This is a genomic window from Deltaproteobacteria bacterium (assembly GCA_018668695.1).
In the GTDB taxonomy this organism is placed as follows: Bacteria; Myxococcota; XYA12-FULL-58-9; order XYA12-FULL-58-9; family JABJBS01; genus JABJBS01.
Window position 1 is genome coordinate 38,048 of sequence record JABJBS010000364.1, and the last position, 16,308, is coordinate 54,355.

15 protein-coding genes are annotated in these 16,308 nt (G+C 51.1%); 8 read left to right on the top strand and 7 right to left on the bottom strand.

Annotated elements, in window-relative coordinates; all coding sequences use genetic code 11:
• Positions 1-2: 2 nt before the first annotated feature.
• The gene (polA, locus tag HOK28_21135; GenBank protein MBT6435612.1) at positions 3-2,744 is read right to left on the bottom strand and encodes a DNA polymerase I; all 2,742 of its coding nucleotides are present in this window, start codon (positions 2,742-2,744) and stop codon (positions 3-5) included.
• A gap of 164 nt (positions 2,745-2,908) precedes the next feature.
• Between polA and HOK28_21140 the strand changes: the two genes are divergently transcribed.
• Genes HOK28_21140 through HOK28_21150 form a run of 3 tightly spaced genes read left to right on the top strand, consistent with a single transcriptional unit; the run spans position 2,909 to position 6,905 of the window.
• Positions 2,909-3,814 (top strand): MoxR family ATPase, encoded by a 906-nt coding sequence (locus HOK28_21140; protein MBT6435613.1) that lies wholly within the window; start codon positions 2,909-2,911, stop codon positions 3,812-3,814.
• A complete protein-coding gene (locus tag HOK28_21145) occupies positions 3,814-4,893 on the top strand; it encodes a DUF58 domain-containing protein (GenBank protein MBT6435614.1) in 1,080 nt (359 codons plus the stop codon). The genes HOK28_21140 and HOK28_21145 overlap by 1 nt, the downstream gene beginning before the upstream one ends.
• Positions 4,890-6,905 carry a transglutaminase domain-containing protein gene (locus tag HOK28_21150; GenBank protein MBT6435615.1) on the top strand — a complete coding sequence of 672 codons (2,016 nt, stop codon included), beginning with the start codon at positions 4,890-4,892 and terminating at the stop codon, positions 6,903-6,905. Before HOK28_21145 ends, HOK28_21150 begins: the two co-directional genes overlap by 4 nt.
• A 2-nt stretch (positions 6,906-6,907) precedes the next feature.
• On the opposite strand, the gene HOK28_21155 is transcribed toward HOK28_21150, so the two are convergent.
• From HOK28_21155 to HOK28_21175, 5 genes are all read right to left on the bottom strand, one after another.
• Entirely contained in the window at positions 6,908-8,023 is a 1,116-nt protein-coding gene (locus tag HOK28_21155) for a hypothetical protein (protein ID MBT6435616.1), read from the bottom strand.
• Positions 8,020-9,024 (bottom strand): DNA polymerase III subunit delta, encoded by a 1,005-nt coding sequence (gene holA, locus HOK28_21160; GenBank protein MBT6435617.1) that lies wholly within the window; start codon positions 9,022-9,024, stop codon positions 8,020-8,022. The genes HOK28_21155 and holA overlap by 4 nt, the downstream gene beginning before the upstream one ends.
• Position 9,025: 1 nt before the next feature.
• Positions 9,026-9,562: a hypothetical protein gene (locus HOK28_21165; GenBank protein MBT6435618.1), complete on the bottom strand. Its 537-nt coding sequence runs from the start codon at positions 9,560-9,562 to the stop codon at positions 9,026-9,028.
• Entirely contained in the window at positions 9,559-10,116 is a 558-nt protein-coding gene (locus HOK28_21170; GenBank protein ID MBT6435619.1) for a PilZ domain-containing protein, read from the bottom strand. The genes HOK28_21165 and HOK28_21170 overlap by 4 nt, the downstream gene beginning before the upstream one ends.
• Positions 10,117-10,231: 115 nt before the next feature.
• The gene (locus tag HOK28_21175) at positions 10,232-11,467 is read right to left on the bottom strand and encodes an argininosuccinate synthase (protein MBT6435620.1); all 1,236 of its coding nucleotides are present in this window, start codon (positions 11,465-11,467) and stop codon (positions 10,232-10,234) included.
• A gap of 193 nt (positions 11,468-11,660) precedes the next feature.
• On the opposite strand from HOK28_21175, the gene nth reads away from it, so the two are divergent.
• Positions 11,661-12,344: an endonuclease III gene (gene nth / locus HOK28_21180; GenBank protein MBT6435621.1), complete on the top strand. Its 684-nt coding sequence runs from the start codon at positions 11,661-11,663 to the stop codon at positions 12,342-12,344.
• Positions 12,345-12,550: 206 nt separating this feature from the next.
• On the opposite strand, the gene HOK28_21185 is transcribed toward nth, so the two are convergent.
• On the bottom strand, positions 12,551-13,492 hold the full coding sequence (locus tag HOK28_21185; GenBank protein ID MBT6435622.1) for an RluA family pseudouridine synthase: 942 nt from the start codon (positions 13,490-13,492) through the stop codon (positions 12,551-12,553).
• 211 nt (positions 13,493-13,703) lie between these two features.
• Between HOK28_21185 and HOK28_21190 the strand changes: the two genes are divergently transcribed.
• From HOK28_21190 to HOK28_21205, 4 genes are all read left to right on the top strand, one after another.
• Positions 13,704-14,723 (top strand): rod shape-determining protein, encoded by a 1,020-nt coding sequence (locus HOK28_21190; GenBank protein MBT6435623.1) that lies wholly within the window; start codon positions 13,704-13,706, stop codon positions 14,721-14,723.
• Positions 14,719-15,612: a rod shape-determining protein MreC gene (gene mreC / locus HOK28_21195; protein MBT6435624.1), complete on the top strand. Its 894-nt coding sequence runs from the start codon at positions 14,719-14,721 to the stop codon at positions 15,610-15,612. The genes HOK28_21190 and mreC overlap by 5 nt, the downstream gene beginning before the upstream one ends.
• Before the next feature lie 41 nt (positions 15,613-15,653).
• Positions 15,654-16,121 (top strand): hypothetical protein, encoded by a 468-nt coding sequence (locus tag HOK28_21200; protein MBT6435625.1) that lies wholly within the window; start codon positions 15,654-15,656, stop codon positions 16,119-16,121.
• Positions 16,112-16,308, top strand: a 197-nt coding sequence (locus HOK28_21205) for a hypothetical protein (protein ID MBT6435626.1), incomplete at its 3' end; no start/stop codon positions are given. The genes HOK28_21200 and HOK28_21205, both read left to right, overlap by 10 nt.

Genomic DNA, 16,308 nt, shown 5'->3' on the forward strand with positions numbered 1-16,308 from the left:
GATTAGTGAGCCTCGGCCCATGATTGTCCGAAGCCAACATCAACGACCAGGGGAACACTGAGTTCCATGACGCTCGACATTTCCTCTCGGACCAAGTTTACCAAAGCATCCCGTTCTTCGAGGGGAGATTCAAGTACAAGTTCATCATGTACCTGGAGTAATAGTCGTGAGCGCATATTTTCTTTTTCCAGGCGTTCTGCGACCTTGAGCATTGCCATTTTTATAAGGTCTGCGGCGCTGCCCTGGATGGGAGTGTTCATTGCAATGCGTTCTGCACCCTTGCGGATATTACCATTTTTACTCTTAAGTTCTGGTAAGGCACGCTGGCGGCCGGAGAGCGTGGAAACATAACCATTTTCACGGCCTTCCTCGATGCATCGGTCCAGAAAATGACGAATTTTCGGGTAGCGACCAAAGTAGGCCGAAATATAATCTTTGGCTTCACTTCGACTGATGCCCAGTTGTTTAGCCAGTCCAAATTCGCTCAGTCCGTAGAGGATACCAAAGTTAATCGCCTTGGCGCGTCTTCTGGATTCGCTGTCTACTTCCGCGCCTCCTGTGAGGATTTCTCGGGCGGTTCGGCTGTGAATATCTTCGCCTTGTCTAAAGGCTTCAACGAAGGCTTCATCCTGGCAGAGGTGGGCCATGACACGCAGCTCAATTTGAGAATAGTCGGCTGCGACCAAACACCAGCCTTCGTCGGCAACAAATGCCTTACGAATACGTTTTCCATCTTCGCTGCGAATCGGAATGTTTTGTAAATTTGGGTCGGTGCTAGAGAGTCGGCCCGTGGCTGTCCCGGTTTGATTGTAGCTTGTGTGCACCCGCCCTGAACCGCTGTCGGCAAGTTTGGGTAGAGCATCAACATAAGTTGATTTTAGTTTGGCGAGCATTCGATATTCCAGAACCACGCCAGGAAGCTCATAATCCTTGGCGAGTGTTTCTAAAACTTCTTGGTCTGTTGAGTAGCCTGTTTTCGTTTTTTTGATCACGGGATAACCGAGCTTTTCAAAAAATACGTGAGAGAGTTGTTTCGGTGATGCAAGGTTAATGGTTTCACCAATAAGGGCATGTGCCTTGGCCTCAATTTCGCGAAGCCGTGTAGCAAACTCTGTGCTCAGCGCCTGAAGGTGAGGCACGTCGATTTTGATTCCGGTTTGTTCCATCTTAGCGAGGACTGGCACCAATGGAAGTTCGAGGTCCCGATAGACATGTGCCATGGAGGAAGAGCTCATTCTTTTCGCCAAAATCTCGCAGAGTTTATAAGCGATGTCGGCATCCTCAGAGGCATAGCGACTGGCATCTTCAACGGCTACTTCATCAAAGCCTATCTGTTTCTTACCCGTCCCGGTGAGGGATTTATAAGAAATGGTTTCGTGCTGGAGTTCCTCGCGCGCAAGGGCGTCAAGGGAGTAGGATGAAAGTGTTGCATTGAGAATATAGGCAGCGAGCATACTGTCTTCGCGAATACCCTCAAGGCGCACGCCAATTCGGGCAAGCACGTTCATATCGTACTTCAGGTTTTGTCCGACTTTGCCAACCGATGAGCTTTCAAGAATCGGCTTCAATTTATCGATGACCAAGTCATGACTGAGCTGCTTGGGCATCCCGAGGTAGCGGTGTGCAACTGGAACATACACGGCGGATTGACCTTCGACGGCCATGGCGAACCCAACAATCTCGGCGCGGTGAGCGTTGAGGGAAGTTGTCTCAAGGTCAAAGCTGAAAAGCTTCTGCGATTCGATGGCCTGGATGAATTCGTCTAGAGCCGTCTCATCGAGAATTGTGCGGTAGTCATCTCGGTTGATGACAGGCAGGCTTTGCGCAGCCTCTTGAGCTGGCTTTGCTTTGGGTGTTGCCGCTTTGGTAGAGGTGGCCGAGTCATCGAGTTTAAAGTCGCGCAAGAGGGCGCGAGCTTCAATGAGATCGAAAAAGTCGGTAAGCTTCTCTTTGTTGGGCGTCCGAAAGGTGTAACTTTCCAGCTCCCATTCAACAGGCGCATCCTTATCCAGGAGAGTGAGCTCTTTGGAAAGTCGAGCACTTGCTTGATTCTCAGTGACTGAGCGCTCTGCTGCTTTGGGTTTTTCGATGGTTTCAACACCAGCGATAACCGCTTCCACATCGCCAAAACGATTGATGAGTTTAGCAGCTGTCTTCAGGCCAACCTTGGGAACACCGGGAATGTTGTCACTGGTATCGCCCGCAAGAGCTAAGGCATCGGCTACAAATTCGGGGCCGACCCCAAACTTTTCAGTAACGGCCTCACGGTCATAAACTTTTTCGCGCATCGGGTCGTACATGGTGACCGAGTCATTCACGAGCTGCATTAAGTCTTTATCGGATGAGACGATGACGGTATCGATCTTAGAAGCGGTGGCCCGCCGAGAAAGTGTACCGATGATATCGTCTGCTTCGTAGCCAGGCATCGAGAGATCGACCAAGTCCATGGCATCCACGAGCTGGTGAATCAGGGCGAACTGAGGAATCAGGTCTTCTGGCGGAGCGTCTCGGTTGGCTTTGTAGTCAGGGAAGAGTTCATGGCGAAAGTTTGGCTCTTTGGTATCAAAAACCATCACGATGTAGTCTGGAGCCTGCTCTTTGATGAGCCGTGCAACCATGCGCGCGAAGCCGACAACGGCGTTAGTAGGGACCCCTGCACTCGTGGAGAGTGGGCGAATCCCGTAGTATGCGCGAAAAATGTACGCGCTGCCGTCAATTAGAAACAATTTACCGCTATTCGACATCACTAAGCCTTATGATCTTGAAATTTTGTGGTCTGCAAGTTGGGTTCCTGGGTAGCATAGAAGTGACCAAGTCAAAATAGGTGGTGGGCATGCAGCATCAAGCTCCGTTAAAAAAATCGACCGGCAAGAACGCCGCGCAGCTTCGTGAATCCATAAAAGGCGCTATGGAGTCGGTAGGTTCCGTCGTTCGAGGGCAATCCACAGCCATCGAACTGGTTTTCGCCGCGATCCTCGCCAGAGGTCATGTTTTACTTGAAGACGTTCCCGGTGTGGGAAAAACAACTCTGGCCCGCGCGATTGCCAAGGTTCTGGGGCACTCGTTCGCCCGGATTCAGTTCACTTCGGATATGTTGCCAGGGGATGTGTTGGGGATGCAGGTTTTAGACCCCACTACGGGGCAGCTTCATTTTAGACCCGGCCCCATTATGCGGCAGATTGTGTTGGCTGATGAGATCAACCGCGCGTCTCCAAGGACTCAATCCGCGATGCTTGAAGCGATGGCGGAGAGGGCCGTTACACTTGATGATACCCGGCATGCTCTCGAAGAACTCTTCACAGTCATCGCCACACAAAACCCTGTTGAACATCACGGTGCATACCCGCTTCCAGAGAGTCAGCTCGACAGATTCATGGTGAGTCTGCATTTAGGGTACCCCGGGCGTGAGGCTGAACGTGAGTTGCTTTTTAACCCGAGTGAACCTGCGTCGCGGCTTGAAGAGCTTTCAACCTGCTTGGAGACCGAAGAGTTGGTGGCGGTTCAAAAGCTTGCAGACGCAGTGATTTTATCTGCGGAGGTTGCTGATTATACGCTCGAAATCATCGAGGCCACCCGTCGTCATGCAGACATTCTGTTGGGTGCCTCACCTCGAAGCGCCATAGCATTGGTGGCGATTGCAAGGACGAGAGCTTGGCTGCAAGGGCGTGATTACGTCTTGCCTGACGATATTAAAACGTTAATCGCTCCAGTCTTGGGTCATCGTTTGGTACTTGCGGGCTCAGCTTCCGGCAGACGCCAAGCGGTCACGGCATTAATTGATGAGCTGCTGGGACAAATCGCGGTCCCTCGCTAATGAGCGCAGTTCGAAAGCGTTGGCGGATCTTTTGGGATAGAGCACCTCGCCAACTTAAGGTTCAGCGTGACGGCCGCGTCATTTTGATGATTGCTTTAGCATCGGGCTTCGCTGCTATTAACACTGGCAACAACTTATTGTTTCTTGGCTGGGGAATGGTCCTCGCGTCCATCGTCATTTCTGGTGTTTTAAGTGAGGCCACTTTACGTATTTTAAAGCTTGAAGTGACGCCGCCTCTATTGGGGCGTGTGAACGAATCCTCATCCATTGCTTTAAAGCTTAGTAATGAGGCCACGAAGTCACCGGCTTTTGCCACACGCTATACGATTCGGCTGCGCCATCACCAAAAGCAGATTCTCGTACCAGGACCTTTCCGGCTTCGTGTTGAGGCCTCTTCGAAAATGGATTTACACGCCCGCTTTGTACCCAGCACACGAGGCTTCTACGCCGTAGATTACGCCGAAGCGCGAACGGCGTACCCATTTGGGTTTTTCGAAAAAATTCGGCGATTTTCAAAAAATAATAGCGATTCATTCTGGGTGGCTCCAGAGCGGCTAAGTGTCTCTGATTTGGCGACTTCAGTTTATACCCGCTTGGGTTATTCTCCAGCCAGGGTACCTGGAATGGGTGAAGAGTTTTTCTCTCTTCGAGATTTTAGAGAAGGAGAAGATGCCCGCGGTATTCACTGGCGCACGTCATTAAGAGTTGGCAAGCCCTTGGTCCGCGAGCATGAAGCGATGGCCGGTAATAAAGTTATCTTGCAGCTCTCGGTTGGCAGAGCACAGAGCCGCGATACTGAGCGTGATCTTGCTCTTTTTTGCAGTGTTGCCGAAAGTTTGTTGGAGCAAGGCTTAAGTGTTGGAATTTTGGCCCCAGGTTTTTTCATCGCGCCGGATACAGGCAGGCGCCAGATCACTCAGGTTTTGTTGGGATGTGCTGCTTTGGATCTAACCGGTGATTTACCGTTATATCGCGTGCGCGCTGACACGGCTCATCTCATTCTGGGTGATGATGCAGGGCAGGCAGGAGCCGGTCAGGAATTCATCGCCCTTGATTTTGTAGAGGCTGCTTCTTCATGAGTTTATGGGCCTGGTATCAAGCAGGGTTCTGCACGTCTTTGGTGATGGCAATGCTCAGCGTTTTACTCGGAGGCACGCTTCCCGTGCAGCTATGGGGGGCTTTGCTCGTCGTGGCAGTGATGATGCCCCTGCGGCTCGAGAGGAAGTATTTACCAGGCTGGCTTGGTACCTTGCTGGGTTTAGGTGGCCTCCTTTGGGCTGGTCTGATTCTGCGCAATATGGGAATGGAAGCTGCGGTGCTCGCCGCGGGTGTGGCGCTGATGGTGATTACTTTGGCGCGGCTTATTACTGCGGCCACTCTAAAACACGATGGTCAGCTTTTACTCTTAACTTTATTACTTATGTTCTCAGGCTCTGTTCTGCACACTGAGGTGACCTATGGCCTTGTGAGCCTTGGCTATGCGGTTGCGATGGTTTGGGCTTTGGTAACGCGTCAACTGGTCGTTGGCGCGGGTATGGAGTCGAAGCGACTCGGTGGTATTCGAGAGGAAGTAACACTCAATCGCCGAGATATCATAACCGGAAGATTTCTTGCCGTGGTGGCAGCTCTTTCGATTTTTATAGTTTTCTCAACTGGAGTTTTGTTCGTAACCTTTCCAAGAATGGGCCTGAAAAATTTAGGACTCTTTGCCCGAGGGGCAAGCTCTGTTCCGGGGAGCGTCTCTTTACAAGATAGGCCTCGTGGTGAGACGGGAAGCGGCACTGCTGTGGCTAGAATCTACGGCCTTAGTTTATCACAGTTTGAGGGAGGCCTTTACCTTCGGGGGCCGGTCTACGATGAACTCTTAGCATCTGGGTTTAAACGAGGTCAGCTCCCTGTCCAAAAGCTAGATGCGGGTATCGCACAAAAGCCAAATTCGGGTGAGTTTGTTTACGAAGTTTTCTCTCATCCTCTTGGGTTACCGATTCTGCCTTCTCTAGGCCCCGTGCAGGAAGCGCGGGTTATTTATGGTGGTCAATCGAACCCATCTTTGAGGTTAAAGGTAACGGGCGTTGACCTCTCGAGCACATTGGTCGCAAACCGAACGCCCACTGGGCCGATACGATATAGGGTACGCGGTGGCCTTGAACGGATAGGGCAATATGTTTCATCGGGTAAGCCAGATGTAACCGAGTACCCGGCAGGAATCGATTACTTCCTGAAACTCCCAGACCGTATTGATTCTCGTCTGGTGACAACTGCGAGTGAGCTTGTTGAAGGTAAGCAAACTTCGATTGCCAGGGTTGAAGCCATTCGCCGATTTTTACAAAATGGATTCACTTATACCCTCGAGCAACCCAACCGGGATAAGCCAGATCCTTTGGCAGCTTTTCTTTTCGAGGATAGACGTGGCCATTGTGAGTATTTTGCAACTGCATTTGCAGCGCTTCTGCGTGGCGCCGGTATTCCAAGCCGTGTGGTGGGCGGTTACCAGGGAGGGCTTTGGGATGATGAATCTGAGGTCGCGGTGTTTACCGGCAAGCACGCGCACGTTTGGGTTGAGTGGTTTGAGCCCGGCCGGGGTTGGTGGGCGGTAGACGCTACACCTCTTGCCTTAGAGACCCCTGGCTATCTTTCAGGCGTGGCCCGTTTTTATGAAAAGATGAGTCGTGCCTGGGACGAGTATGTTGTGGAGTTTGGATTGCGCGAACAGTTTAATCTCTTTACGGGAGTTTTTATTACCGTACGAGATACCTCACGAAAACTTTCGGGTTGGCCACTTCGTTTGATGGTTGCTTTTTCGCTTCTGGCTTTCGGTGTCCTATTTTTATGGCGCTATCAGGACAAGCTATTTAAGAGGGGAGTTGCACGGGATAAATTAGGTTATGCGCTTGAACTTGCCATTGTTCGGCTATCTGGGAGCCCGGTGGATTTTTCGATGAGCTTACGAGAGGCCATGCAAAGGCTTGAGGATTCAGAACCTGTTCTGGAAGGCGCTTTGGAGGTGTATGAGTCGAGGCGATTTGGTCAACGTTCGATCTCAAAAAAGGAATTGAGTGAGATGCTTAAGGCTTTAAAAGCTGTTCGCTGAGCTTAGGGCGCGCGTGTTTCATCAAATACTTTCAATCCGCGGATGGTCCGCGAAAAATAAGCAATGATGGCTTTACCGGACTTGGTGGTTACCAACGATAGGTGCTCTCCGCCGGGGCCTTCATGATCTACAGTTTCTTGTTTCCATACCGTACCGCGGCCTCGGGCGATTTTAACCGTGCCACCTGCCTCACTCATTGGGCCGGTCATGTCCTCGAAGGCTACAGCAAAGGTTTGTTGCTCCGTTAGGCTCGCAGAGAACGTAAGCGTCTCCTGTAAGATTTGGCTGTGCTTCCAGCCCTCAGGCCCAGGTTCTGCAATCCAGAGTTGTCGGCGCTTGTTTTGTGAATAAAGAATTTGCGGCTCACCCTTGGCGTTGAACGAAAGGTGGCTACGCCATCCTGGACCATCGCGGTCTTCAATGACTTCGGTTGTGTAGGTCTGGGCCTCAGCATTGACAGGTTTCGCGAGAATGAGCTCCGTGTCTTTGAAGTTCCAGTTTACGAAAGATATCCAAAAGCCATCTTTACGAAGAACCGGGCTGATTTTAATTGAGAACGCGCCGGTTACGACCATGATGATTTTTTTGGACCAAGTGCCATCTTTATTTCGGCGGCCATGCACAAACTTGCCACTGGGTAGGTAATAAAAAAGGTTGGGTCTTCCTTCTGCGTCGAAGCGAAGTTCACTTCCCATGCCTGCCTCTAAGCCCCATGCTACGTTCTCGTGATTCCAAACGCCGTCAGCTCCCTCGAAGGAGAACTTTAGGAATTTCATAGTTTGGTCGTAATAGGAGATGGCAGGTTTATCATCCGGTCCAACTGCAAGGCTGGTGTATTTGCCAACCGCACCTTCTCTGGCCACGGTAATGGGGGTCCAAGAGCCATCTTTTGCTCGCGTCGCATATTTGAGATCGCCATTCCAAACATCACACCAGGCTAAGTGAGGTTGCTCTTTACTGTCGAGTGCCAGTGTTGGCCACCAGCCCGTATTACCGGCAGGACCGATTTGGTCGACCACGGTGATATGCCCAGATGCAGGCGTCGCTGGGGGAATTTCCAAGGGCTCTTCGCAAGCACTCATGAAAAGAAGGAGCGATAATATTAGAAGTATTCTCATCCTTGGAGAGCTCCATGGCTGTGGATATCTACCAGGAGTCTATCGAGAATAACTCCTTGGCTTAGTGGTGTTGATTTGAGTCGGATGTCGGCCTGGGCCGCGCAGTGCAACGCGTGACTGAGTTCGTTGACGGTATAGCGTTTAGCCCCATCAATTAAACGATCTGCATCCCGTCCCAATTTGATATTTTGCTTAACGTCTCGGGGTGAGGCACCGCGCTCGAGCATTTCCCTCGTTCTAAACATGAGCCTCAATCGGTAACAAATGGCGCCGAGAATAGGAAATGCGTCTTCCCCGCCGTCGATTAGATTACGAACCAAGGTGGAGGCAAGTGAAAGGTTGCGGTCGCCGATGGCATCGGTGAGGTCCCACACAATGCGTACACGCGAGGAGATTAAGCAGGTCTCAACATCGTCGCAGCTTACCACTGCATCTTCACCGGCATAGGCGGCAACTTGATGAAGAGCATTGTCGAGGATGCCAAGCTCGGTGCCAATAAAGTCGGCAATCAGAGCACAGGCATCGCGTTCAATTTTAATGCCGTGGTCTTTGGCGCGAGCATTCAACCAGCCGCCAATGTCTCTTTGTTGCGGAACGGCGAATTGAAAAACGCAATTAGCCTTTGAAAGTGCCTTACCAAGTTTGGTTCTTAGGTCTAGCTTCTCACCAGAGAGACACATCACAGTGGTGGGTGATGGGTTCTTGAGGTACTCCATAAAGGGTGGATGGTCTTTAGCTTTGAGTTTGTGGATATCACTTAGATGGACCCAGCGAAGTGGCGCCATCATGGGCATGCTCTCCGCGGCGGATATCACATCAATAGGTTTACACTCGCCTGCGCGAAAATCATTCCGATTGAAATCGGGAGCAGCAGTCAGAGAAAGCGCTCTTAGTTTAGCGATGGCTTCAGTGAGGAGCAGCGTGTCTGGGCTCGTAAGAACGTAAATCGGCATACGTTCAGGTTTTCGAATGTCTTGTTCAAAGTCTCGTCTTATTGCCATCTTACTCTGCCTCGTCTTTAGCAAGGCTGGCTACCAGCATCCGGTTGGAAAGCTCAAGGGCGAATCGACGTGCAATACGATCAAGTGAACGTTGGCGACCGGCCTCGGTAAGCAGTGCGGTGTCCCCGGCCTCATTTGTTTCTTGGCGAAAAAGGTCTTGTCCCCTGAGCCGTACCTGCCAACGGGTCTGGCCACTGGCCGTGTCCTTAAGTGAGGCTTGAAGCGTCAGCGATTCACGGTAGGTGGGTACACCGCGATCGATACTTGAAATGATGGTCGTCGAGGTTCGTGGATTTTTGAGAGAAATCTCAAGGATGAGGGGCGATGAGCCGTCATTTGAGACGATGGTTAGACCATTTTCGAGCAGGCGTTCCTCAAGGTGGCGTGTGAGCAGTGTGGTGATGCCGATGACCGAGGGCTCTTCGATGTTGGCGATGCTGATCTCGGAGTAGCCCAGGAGGGTATCTCCTCGTAGAACCTGGTAGCCGCAGCCAGCTTGGATACCGAGCAATCCAAGAATGAGTATGAACTTGATCATCCCTGAGCCGCAGCGAGAAGTTTGCCTTCTTTAATCACGCGTTGGACGCGCTGCTCGATTTCTTTAAAGACAGTATCTTCAATCAGCGTTCGGTGGCCTGGTTGTAGGTCAACAAACTCAAAGCCGATGCGATTGGCTTCCGCGCTACGCCACCGAATCACGCTTTTGGTCTCCAGAGGTGGTCCTCTTAAGAGTCCAAAGAATCGGTAGGGTCTGATTTGAATGAACATTGCCACCTCAGCGGTTTCGGGTATCCGGTGGTTAAACTCCACGGCAATACCTTGGGTGCTGATATCGTGGGACATACAGTAAAACTGTTCGCCACTGACGGTAAAATTGACCTTGGTGCGCAATGGCACTCGCATGGCTTTACGCTGCTCAAGGAGTTTTCCGTGACGGGCTCCAAAAAGGCGCAGGACGCTGGCGTAGAGTTGGATCCAGCGAGCTTCTTCCTCAGGAGTAAGGCTGCCGAGATTACGGCGGGTCTCGAGGTCTCTTAGAACCGGCAGCTCGCTGCGGATTTGGTAGAGAATTTCAAGGTTTTCTTCACTCATCGCCTATCCCAGAGCCTTGCAGGTACATGTAAGGACACATGTACCAAACAGAACAAGGATACACTACACAGTGCCGACGGAGTGGGCAATGGTTGAGTGAAATTGCTCAACTTGACTAATTTGACTCAGATTTTTTCACAATGAGACGGTGAGCTTGGAGTCGCAGCGAGTTGATGCGGATAAAGCCGGCACTGTCTGTTTGGTCAAATCCACCAGCAATGTCCATGCTGGAGAGGTCCTGGTTGTAAAGTGAGCTTGAGCTGCTTCGCGCGATGGCCATGCAGTTGCCTTTGTAAAGGCTTAGGACAACGGTACCGTCGATGAGTTCAAGGCTCTTCTTGATGGCAGCCATTAAGAAGTCCATTTCAGGACTAAACCAGAAACCGTTGTAGATAATTTGAGCGAATTTTGGGGAAAGCATGTCGCGAAGTCTAAGAACTTCTGCGTCCATGGCGATGCCTTCAATATCTCGGTGAGCATTGTGGAGAATCGTTCCTCCGGGTGTTTCGTAAATACCGCGACTCTTAATACCGACAAATCGGTTTTCAACGATATCGATACGACCGATTCCGTGTTTACGACCTAGGTCATTAAGCATTCCGAAAAGCGCCATGGCTTCGGTTTCTTCTTGGCCGGTGAGTTGGCTTTTAACGCGAATAGGAACCCCGTCCTTGAATTCAATCTCAATGTTCTCGGTTTCGTCGGGTGCATCTTGTGGATTTTTGCAAACAGTAAAGATGCTAGGGTCTGCAGGAGCCATAGGATCTTCGAGTTGTCCGGACTCATAGCTTTTGTGCATGAGGTTTTCATCGGTACTGTAAGGCTTCTTTAATGTGACCGGAATATCGATGCCTTGCTCTTTGGCGAAGTTGATAAGATCTACTCGTCCTTGAAATTTCTCGAGGAACTCTTGGTCTTTCCAGGGAGCGTAGACTTTGATGTCGGGAGCAAGCGCGGCGTAGGCGAGTTCAAAGCGTACTTGATCGTTGCCTTTACCAGTCGCGCCGTGGCTTACGTAGCTGGCGTTGTATTTGCGGGCAATCTCGATTTGTCGCTTGGCGATAATGGGCCGAGCGAGTGAAGTCCCGAGGAGGTAGCGGTTTTCATAAACGGCGTTACCCGCAATGCTTGGGAAGATGTAGTCTGTAACGAATTCTTCCTTACAATCGACAATCACAACTTCATCAGCGCCGGTCATTTCGGCGTTGCGGCGAACCTGTTCGAAGTCTTCTTCCTGACCTACGTCGGCAATATATGCCACTACGCGAAAGTCTTTGAGCTTTAACCACTTGAGGATGCAACTGGTGTCCAAACCGCCTGAATAGGCAAGAACGACTGTTTCTTGGCTCATGGATACTTCTCCTGGTTCAACCGCTTTACTGCTATGCCCTGTGGCTTATTGCGGTTTGGTTTATCTTCAAGTCCAGGCCCCTAGCACATTGGCCAGATAATGAAACCCAGTAGATAACGCATTGTGACATACTCCCTTTGAGAGGTCGATCGGGGGCTTGCTCAACCAGCCGGCAATTAGTAATGAGGCCAGCATGCGAAAAGCAGAAAAAGTTGAAAAAATTAGTAGTATTTTGGACGAGCACTTTGCCGAGCCGCCGATTCCGTTGGACCACAAGGATGCCTACACTCTTTTGGTGGCGGTATTACTCTCGGCCCAGTGCACGGACGAGCGAGTAAACTTAGTAACACCGGCTCTCTTTGAACTCGCCGACAATGCCAAAGATATGGCTAAGGTTTCAGTTGAGGCGATTCTTGAAACCATTCGTTCGTGTGGCCTGGCACCGACCAAGGCCAAAAATATCTTAAAGCTCTCACAAATTTTGGCAGAAGAATACGACGGGGTGGTTCCGGATACCCTTGAGGGAATGGAAGCTTTACCAGGAGTTGGCCACAAGACAGCCTCTGTGGTGATGACCCAGGCCTTTGGAATGCCAGCCTTTCCGGTGGATACCCATATTTTCAGGCTTGCTCGGCGGTGGGGTCTTAGCCGGGGGAAAAACGTAGACGTTGTTGAAAAGGACCTGAAAAAGGTTTTTTTGGCTGAGCATTGGGGCAAAGTCCATCTTCAGTTCATTTATTTCGGGCGAAAATTCTGCCCAGCCCGTGGGCATGTCCCGGAGGATTGCCCGATATGTTCGTGGGGAGCGGTTAAAGCCATACTGGCTGAAGAGGCTGCGAAGAACTCCAAAAGTAAAGCAAAACGAAGAGCGCGCTGAGTTTGGCGGTTCTTGGTTGACGAAATGTGCACATGCCGCTAAGAGCATCGCGCCAGCAGCCCTTGAGTATCTCTGTTCTCTGGGGAGGGTAATAGAGCGATTAGCTCGGGCTGCACATGTGGCAACGCGCCAGTGACCGCTAGGTCGCTGGCGCCGTTCACTTCTTTAATTCAATAAAAACGGATACTTGATTTACTTTTTGGGTTTTACTGCGCCCAGGTTGGACGAGGCGATTGCCATTGACGTCTTAAGCCGTCCTGCGGATGCTCGAAGCAGAGTTGCCAGCTGTGCAGGTGAAGGCGGTCATGGTTTGCGGGCTGAATCGCGGCATCTTCGACTTCAGAGCCGTAGGTCTCATCTCCAAGAATAGGCAGTCCGGCGTCTTTTAAATGCACTCTGATCTGATTGGTTCTACCACTTTTAGGTCTCGCACAGATCAACGACGTCCCGTCTGGATAATGCTCAAGCAGTTCAAAGCTTGTTTCAGCGCTGTCACCATCACCGGTCACCATCCGAGCAGAACCGTTTTCATGACGTTTGATTGGCGCTCTGGATATAAAGTGGCTTTGTACCGGGCAGCCTTCAACCCTTGCTAAGTAGGCCTTTTCAACGGTCCTTCTCTCAAATTGAGGCTGCACAAATCTGGCTGCCTCACGGCTTCGGCTCATGAGGAGCAGTCCGGTGGTTCCGGCGTCGATGCGGTGCGCGGGCCTTAGTTTCTCGTTCGGCCAAACTTGCTGAAGAAGCCACTGAAGGCTGTGTTTGTTGAAACGTCCGCATGGGTGAACCGGCAACGGGGCCGGCTTATTGATGGCGATGAGATGTTTGTCCAGGTAGAGCACTTCGATGGCGGATGCGATGGGCGGTTCTACCGTATCGGGCATGAAGAACTCGATACGCTCACCAGCCAGCATAATCGTCGTCAGATTGATGGGCTTGGTACTGCGTTGAAGCCGACCCTCAGCTATCGCATCTTCCCATCGTTTGGTGGGCACATGGGGACAAATCGTGCTCAAGCAAACCCCCGCGGTTTTGCCGTCGAGCTTACCGGGAATTCGAACGGGGCGGTTATTTGTATAGGGCGTTGAGCCAGGTTGGGATTGCGCAAGCCTTTGGAGCGCGTCTTGGAGTGCTTGCTTTTCGTCCATGGGTTTGGACCTAACGCTCCAAATGGCAGGTTGCAACACCCGCTGAGCGCTCTACGCTTTATTTTTTATGCCCCAGAGCCCCTTTAGAGCCAGATTCCGGCTTGCTGCCGGGGTCGTGCGGTGTTAATTCACGCGTAGCGGTTCGAGCCTGCTGGGCTCGGCTATTTTGTTAACAATCTCAATTATCTGGAAGATTATCGTGTTTGGATGGATGGCAAATTTTTTCGGTAACGACCTGGCCATCGATCTGGGTACTTCGAACACTCTTATTTATGCCAATGGCAAAGGGATTGTTTGTGATGAGCCTTCGGTGGTTGTGGTTCAAAATGACGGTCGAGGCGGTCGCAATGTGATTGCGGTTGGGCGCGAAGCAAAAGAAATGTTGGGCCGTACCCCAACTGCGGTGACAGCGATCCGGCCCATCAAAGATGGGGTTATTGCTGACTTTGAGGTGACCGAGGAAATGCTGCGGCATTTTATCAAGAAAGCTCAACAGACTCGCAAAATGATTAAGCCACGGGTTGTGATTTGTGTGCCCAATGGAATCACCGAGGTTGAAAAGCGTGCGGTTTGTGAAAGCGCTGAAAGCGCGGGTGCTCGTGAAGTACATTTGATCGAAGAACCGATGGCTGCGGCCATTGGTGCAGAGCTGCCCGTTGTTGAAGCCTCGGGGAACATGATTGTCGATATCGGTGGCGGAACCACTGAGGTGGCTGTGATTTCATTGGCGGGAATTGTTTATTCTCGGAGCGTTCGTATTGGCGGCGACAAAATGGATGAAGCCATCGTTCAGCATATTAAGAAACGCTACAATCTCTTGATTGGTACCAACAGCGCGGAAGAAATTAAGATGGCGATTGGTACCGCACATCCAGATCACGAAATTCAGTCCACAACGGTTAAAGGCCGTGACATGATGGCTGGTGTACCTCGTACTGTGGAAATCGATTCCGTTGAGGTTTACGAAGCCTTAAGTGAGCCGCTGAGCGCTATTGTCGATACCATTAAGGTTGCCCTTGAACGCACGCCTCCAGAGCTTGCCGCAGACATTGTTGATAAAGGCATTGTACTGGCAGGCGGCGGCGCTTTGTTACCAAACTTTGATCACCGGCTACGCGAGGAAACAGGTCTTCCTGTGATTATTGCGAGCGATCCTTCTCATTGTGTGGTGATGGGCACGGGTAAAGTTCTAGAAAACGTTGAATTTCTTTCTCAGGTAAAAGTCCATTAAGAAGAGAACGAGCTTTCTTAGTCGCTACCGCGACCCCCTGGTTGTATCACTTCTCGTGGCGGTGACCTTTGTCATCTATGCTGCCCAGAGTTCAGAAGCACGTGACCACAATTGGCTTGACCGAATCGTTATCAACCTCACGGCTCCCATTCAGTCTTTGATAGAAGGTTCTGTTGATGGTGTCACAAGCGTTTGGTCTGATTATTTTTATTTAGTCGGTGTGCGCGAAGAAAACAGAAATCTTAAAATCCAGAATCGCAAATTGCAACGCGAACTAAGCGAGCGTTCAGAGGAAAGCTTTGAGAATCAACGCCTCCGTTCACTTTTAGAGATGAAGCGTAAAACGCCGCAGGTAAAATATCTGGTGGGGGATGTTGTTGCTATTTCGCCCAGTCCACTTTTTCGCTCGATTCGAATCAATCAAGGTTCTTCCGATGGTTTGGTTGAAGGCCTGGCGGTTATCAATGAAGCCGGAGTTGTGGGCCGGGTGAAAGCGGTGGCTGCGCAGTACTCGGATATTATTCTCATGGTCGATGTGAACAACTCGCTCGATATTGTGGTGCAGCGTACGCGAGCGCGGGCTAGAGTACGAGGCGGTGGCGGCGACAGATTTATGGGGATTGAGGTAGAGCGGTTAGCAAGAACAGCCATGGTTGAGCCAGGCGATATTCTGGTCACCAGTGGTGTGGGCGATACGTTCCCAAGCGGCATTCCCGTTGGTCAGGTGACTGCAGTTAAGAAAAGTAAGTTTGGCTTGTACCAGGAAGTAAAGCTCGAACCGACGGTTGATTTTGGCAAGTTAGAAACTGTCTTGGTGGTCATGGATAGCGGCTCAGCTCTTGTTGAAGAGCCTCAGGAGACTGCCTCGGAAACCGTACAAGCTCCATGAAACACGTGGTTTGGTTGATATTTGGTTGGCTGGGAATCAGCATGAGCACGGCTCTAGCTCCCAAGCTCTTACCGTATCATGTGGTACCCGAGGTGGGTTTGGTTGTGGCGGTATTTTTGGCCTTGCGACGCGAGCCTATACCGATGGCACTGAGTGCTTTGGCCTTGGGTTATTTCACTGGAAGGTTAGCGCTTGCGCCGGTAGGACTTTGCGAAGTCAGTCTGATATTATGCTCGGTTTGGGCCTACCGTGGTTCAGGAAGTGTAGACGGCAGTGGCAGTGTTTTCTTTGGGCTGATGTGCGGCGCCATGGTTTGTGCTTATCACGCATTGATATTTGGTTTACTGCTTCTGGTTCGCGGTGAAGCGGCTTTTGCTAGCTGGGCTACGGCATCCTTAATTCCAACGGCAGTCTCTACTTTTCTCGTCGCAACATTGATGCATCGGCCCATGGAGTGGCTGGACCGTCTGGTTGCGCCAGCTTCTCGTTCGGGGCTCTCATGGCGCTAGGCTCTGAGGTGCAAAGCCGCAACGCAGTGAAATGGTTTCGCGGCCGATTGCTTATTGCGTCTGGGTTGATTGCCTTGGCTTTTATGGGCTTGATTGCACGGCTCTACGATTTACAGATCACGCGCGGAGACGATTTTGCAACCCGGGGTCAGGCAAACTTTATTAAGCAGTTTGCTACACCCCATGA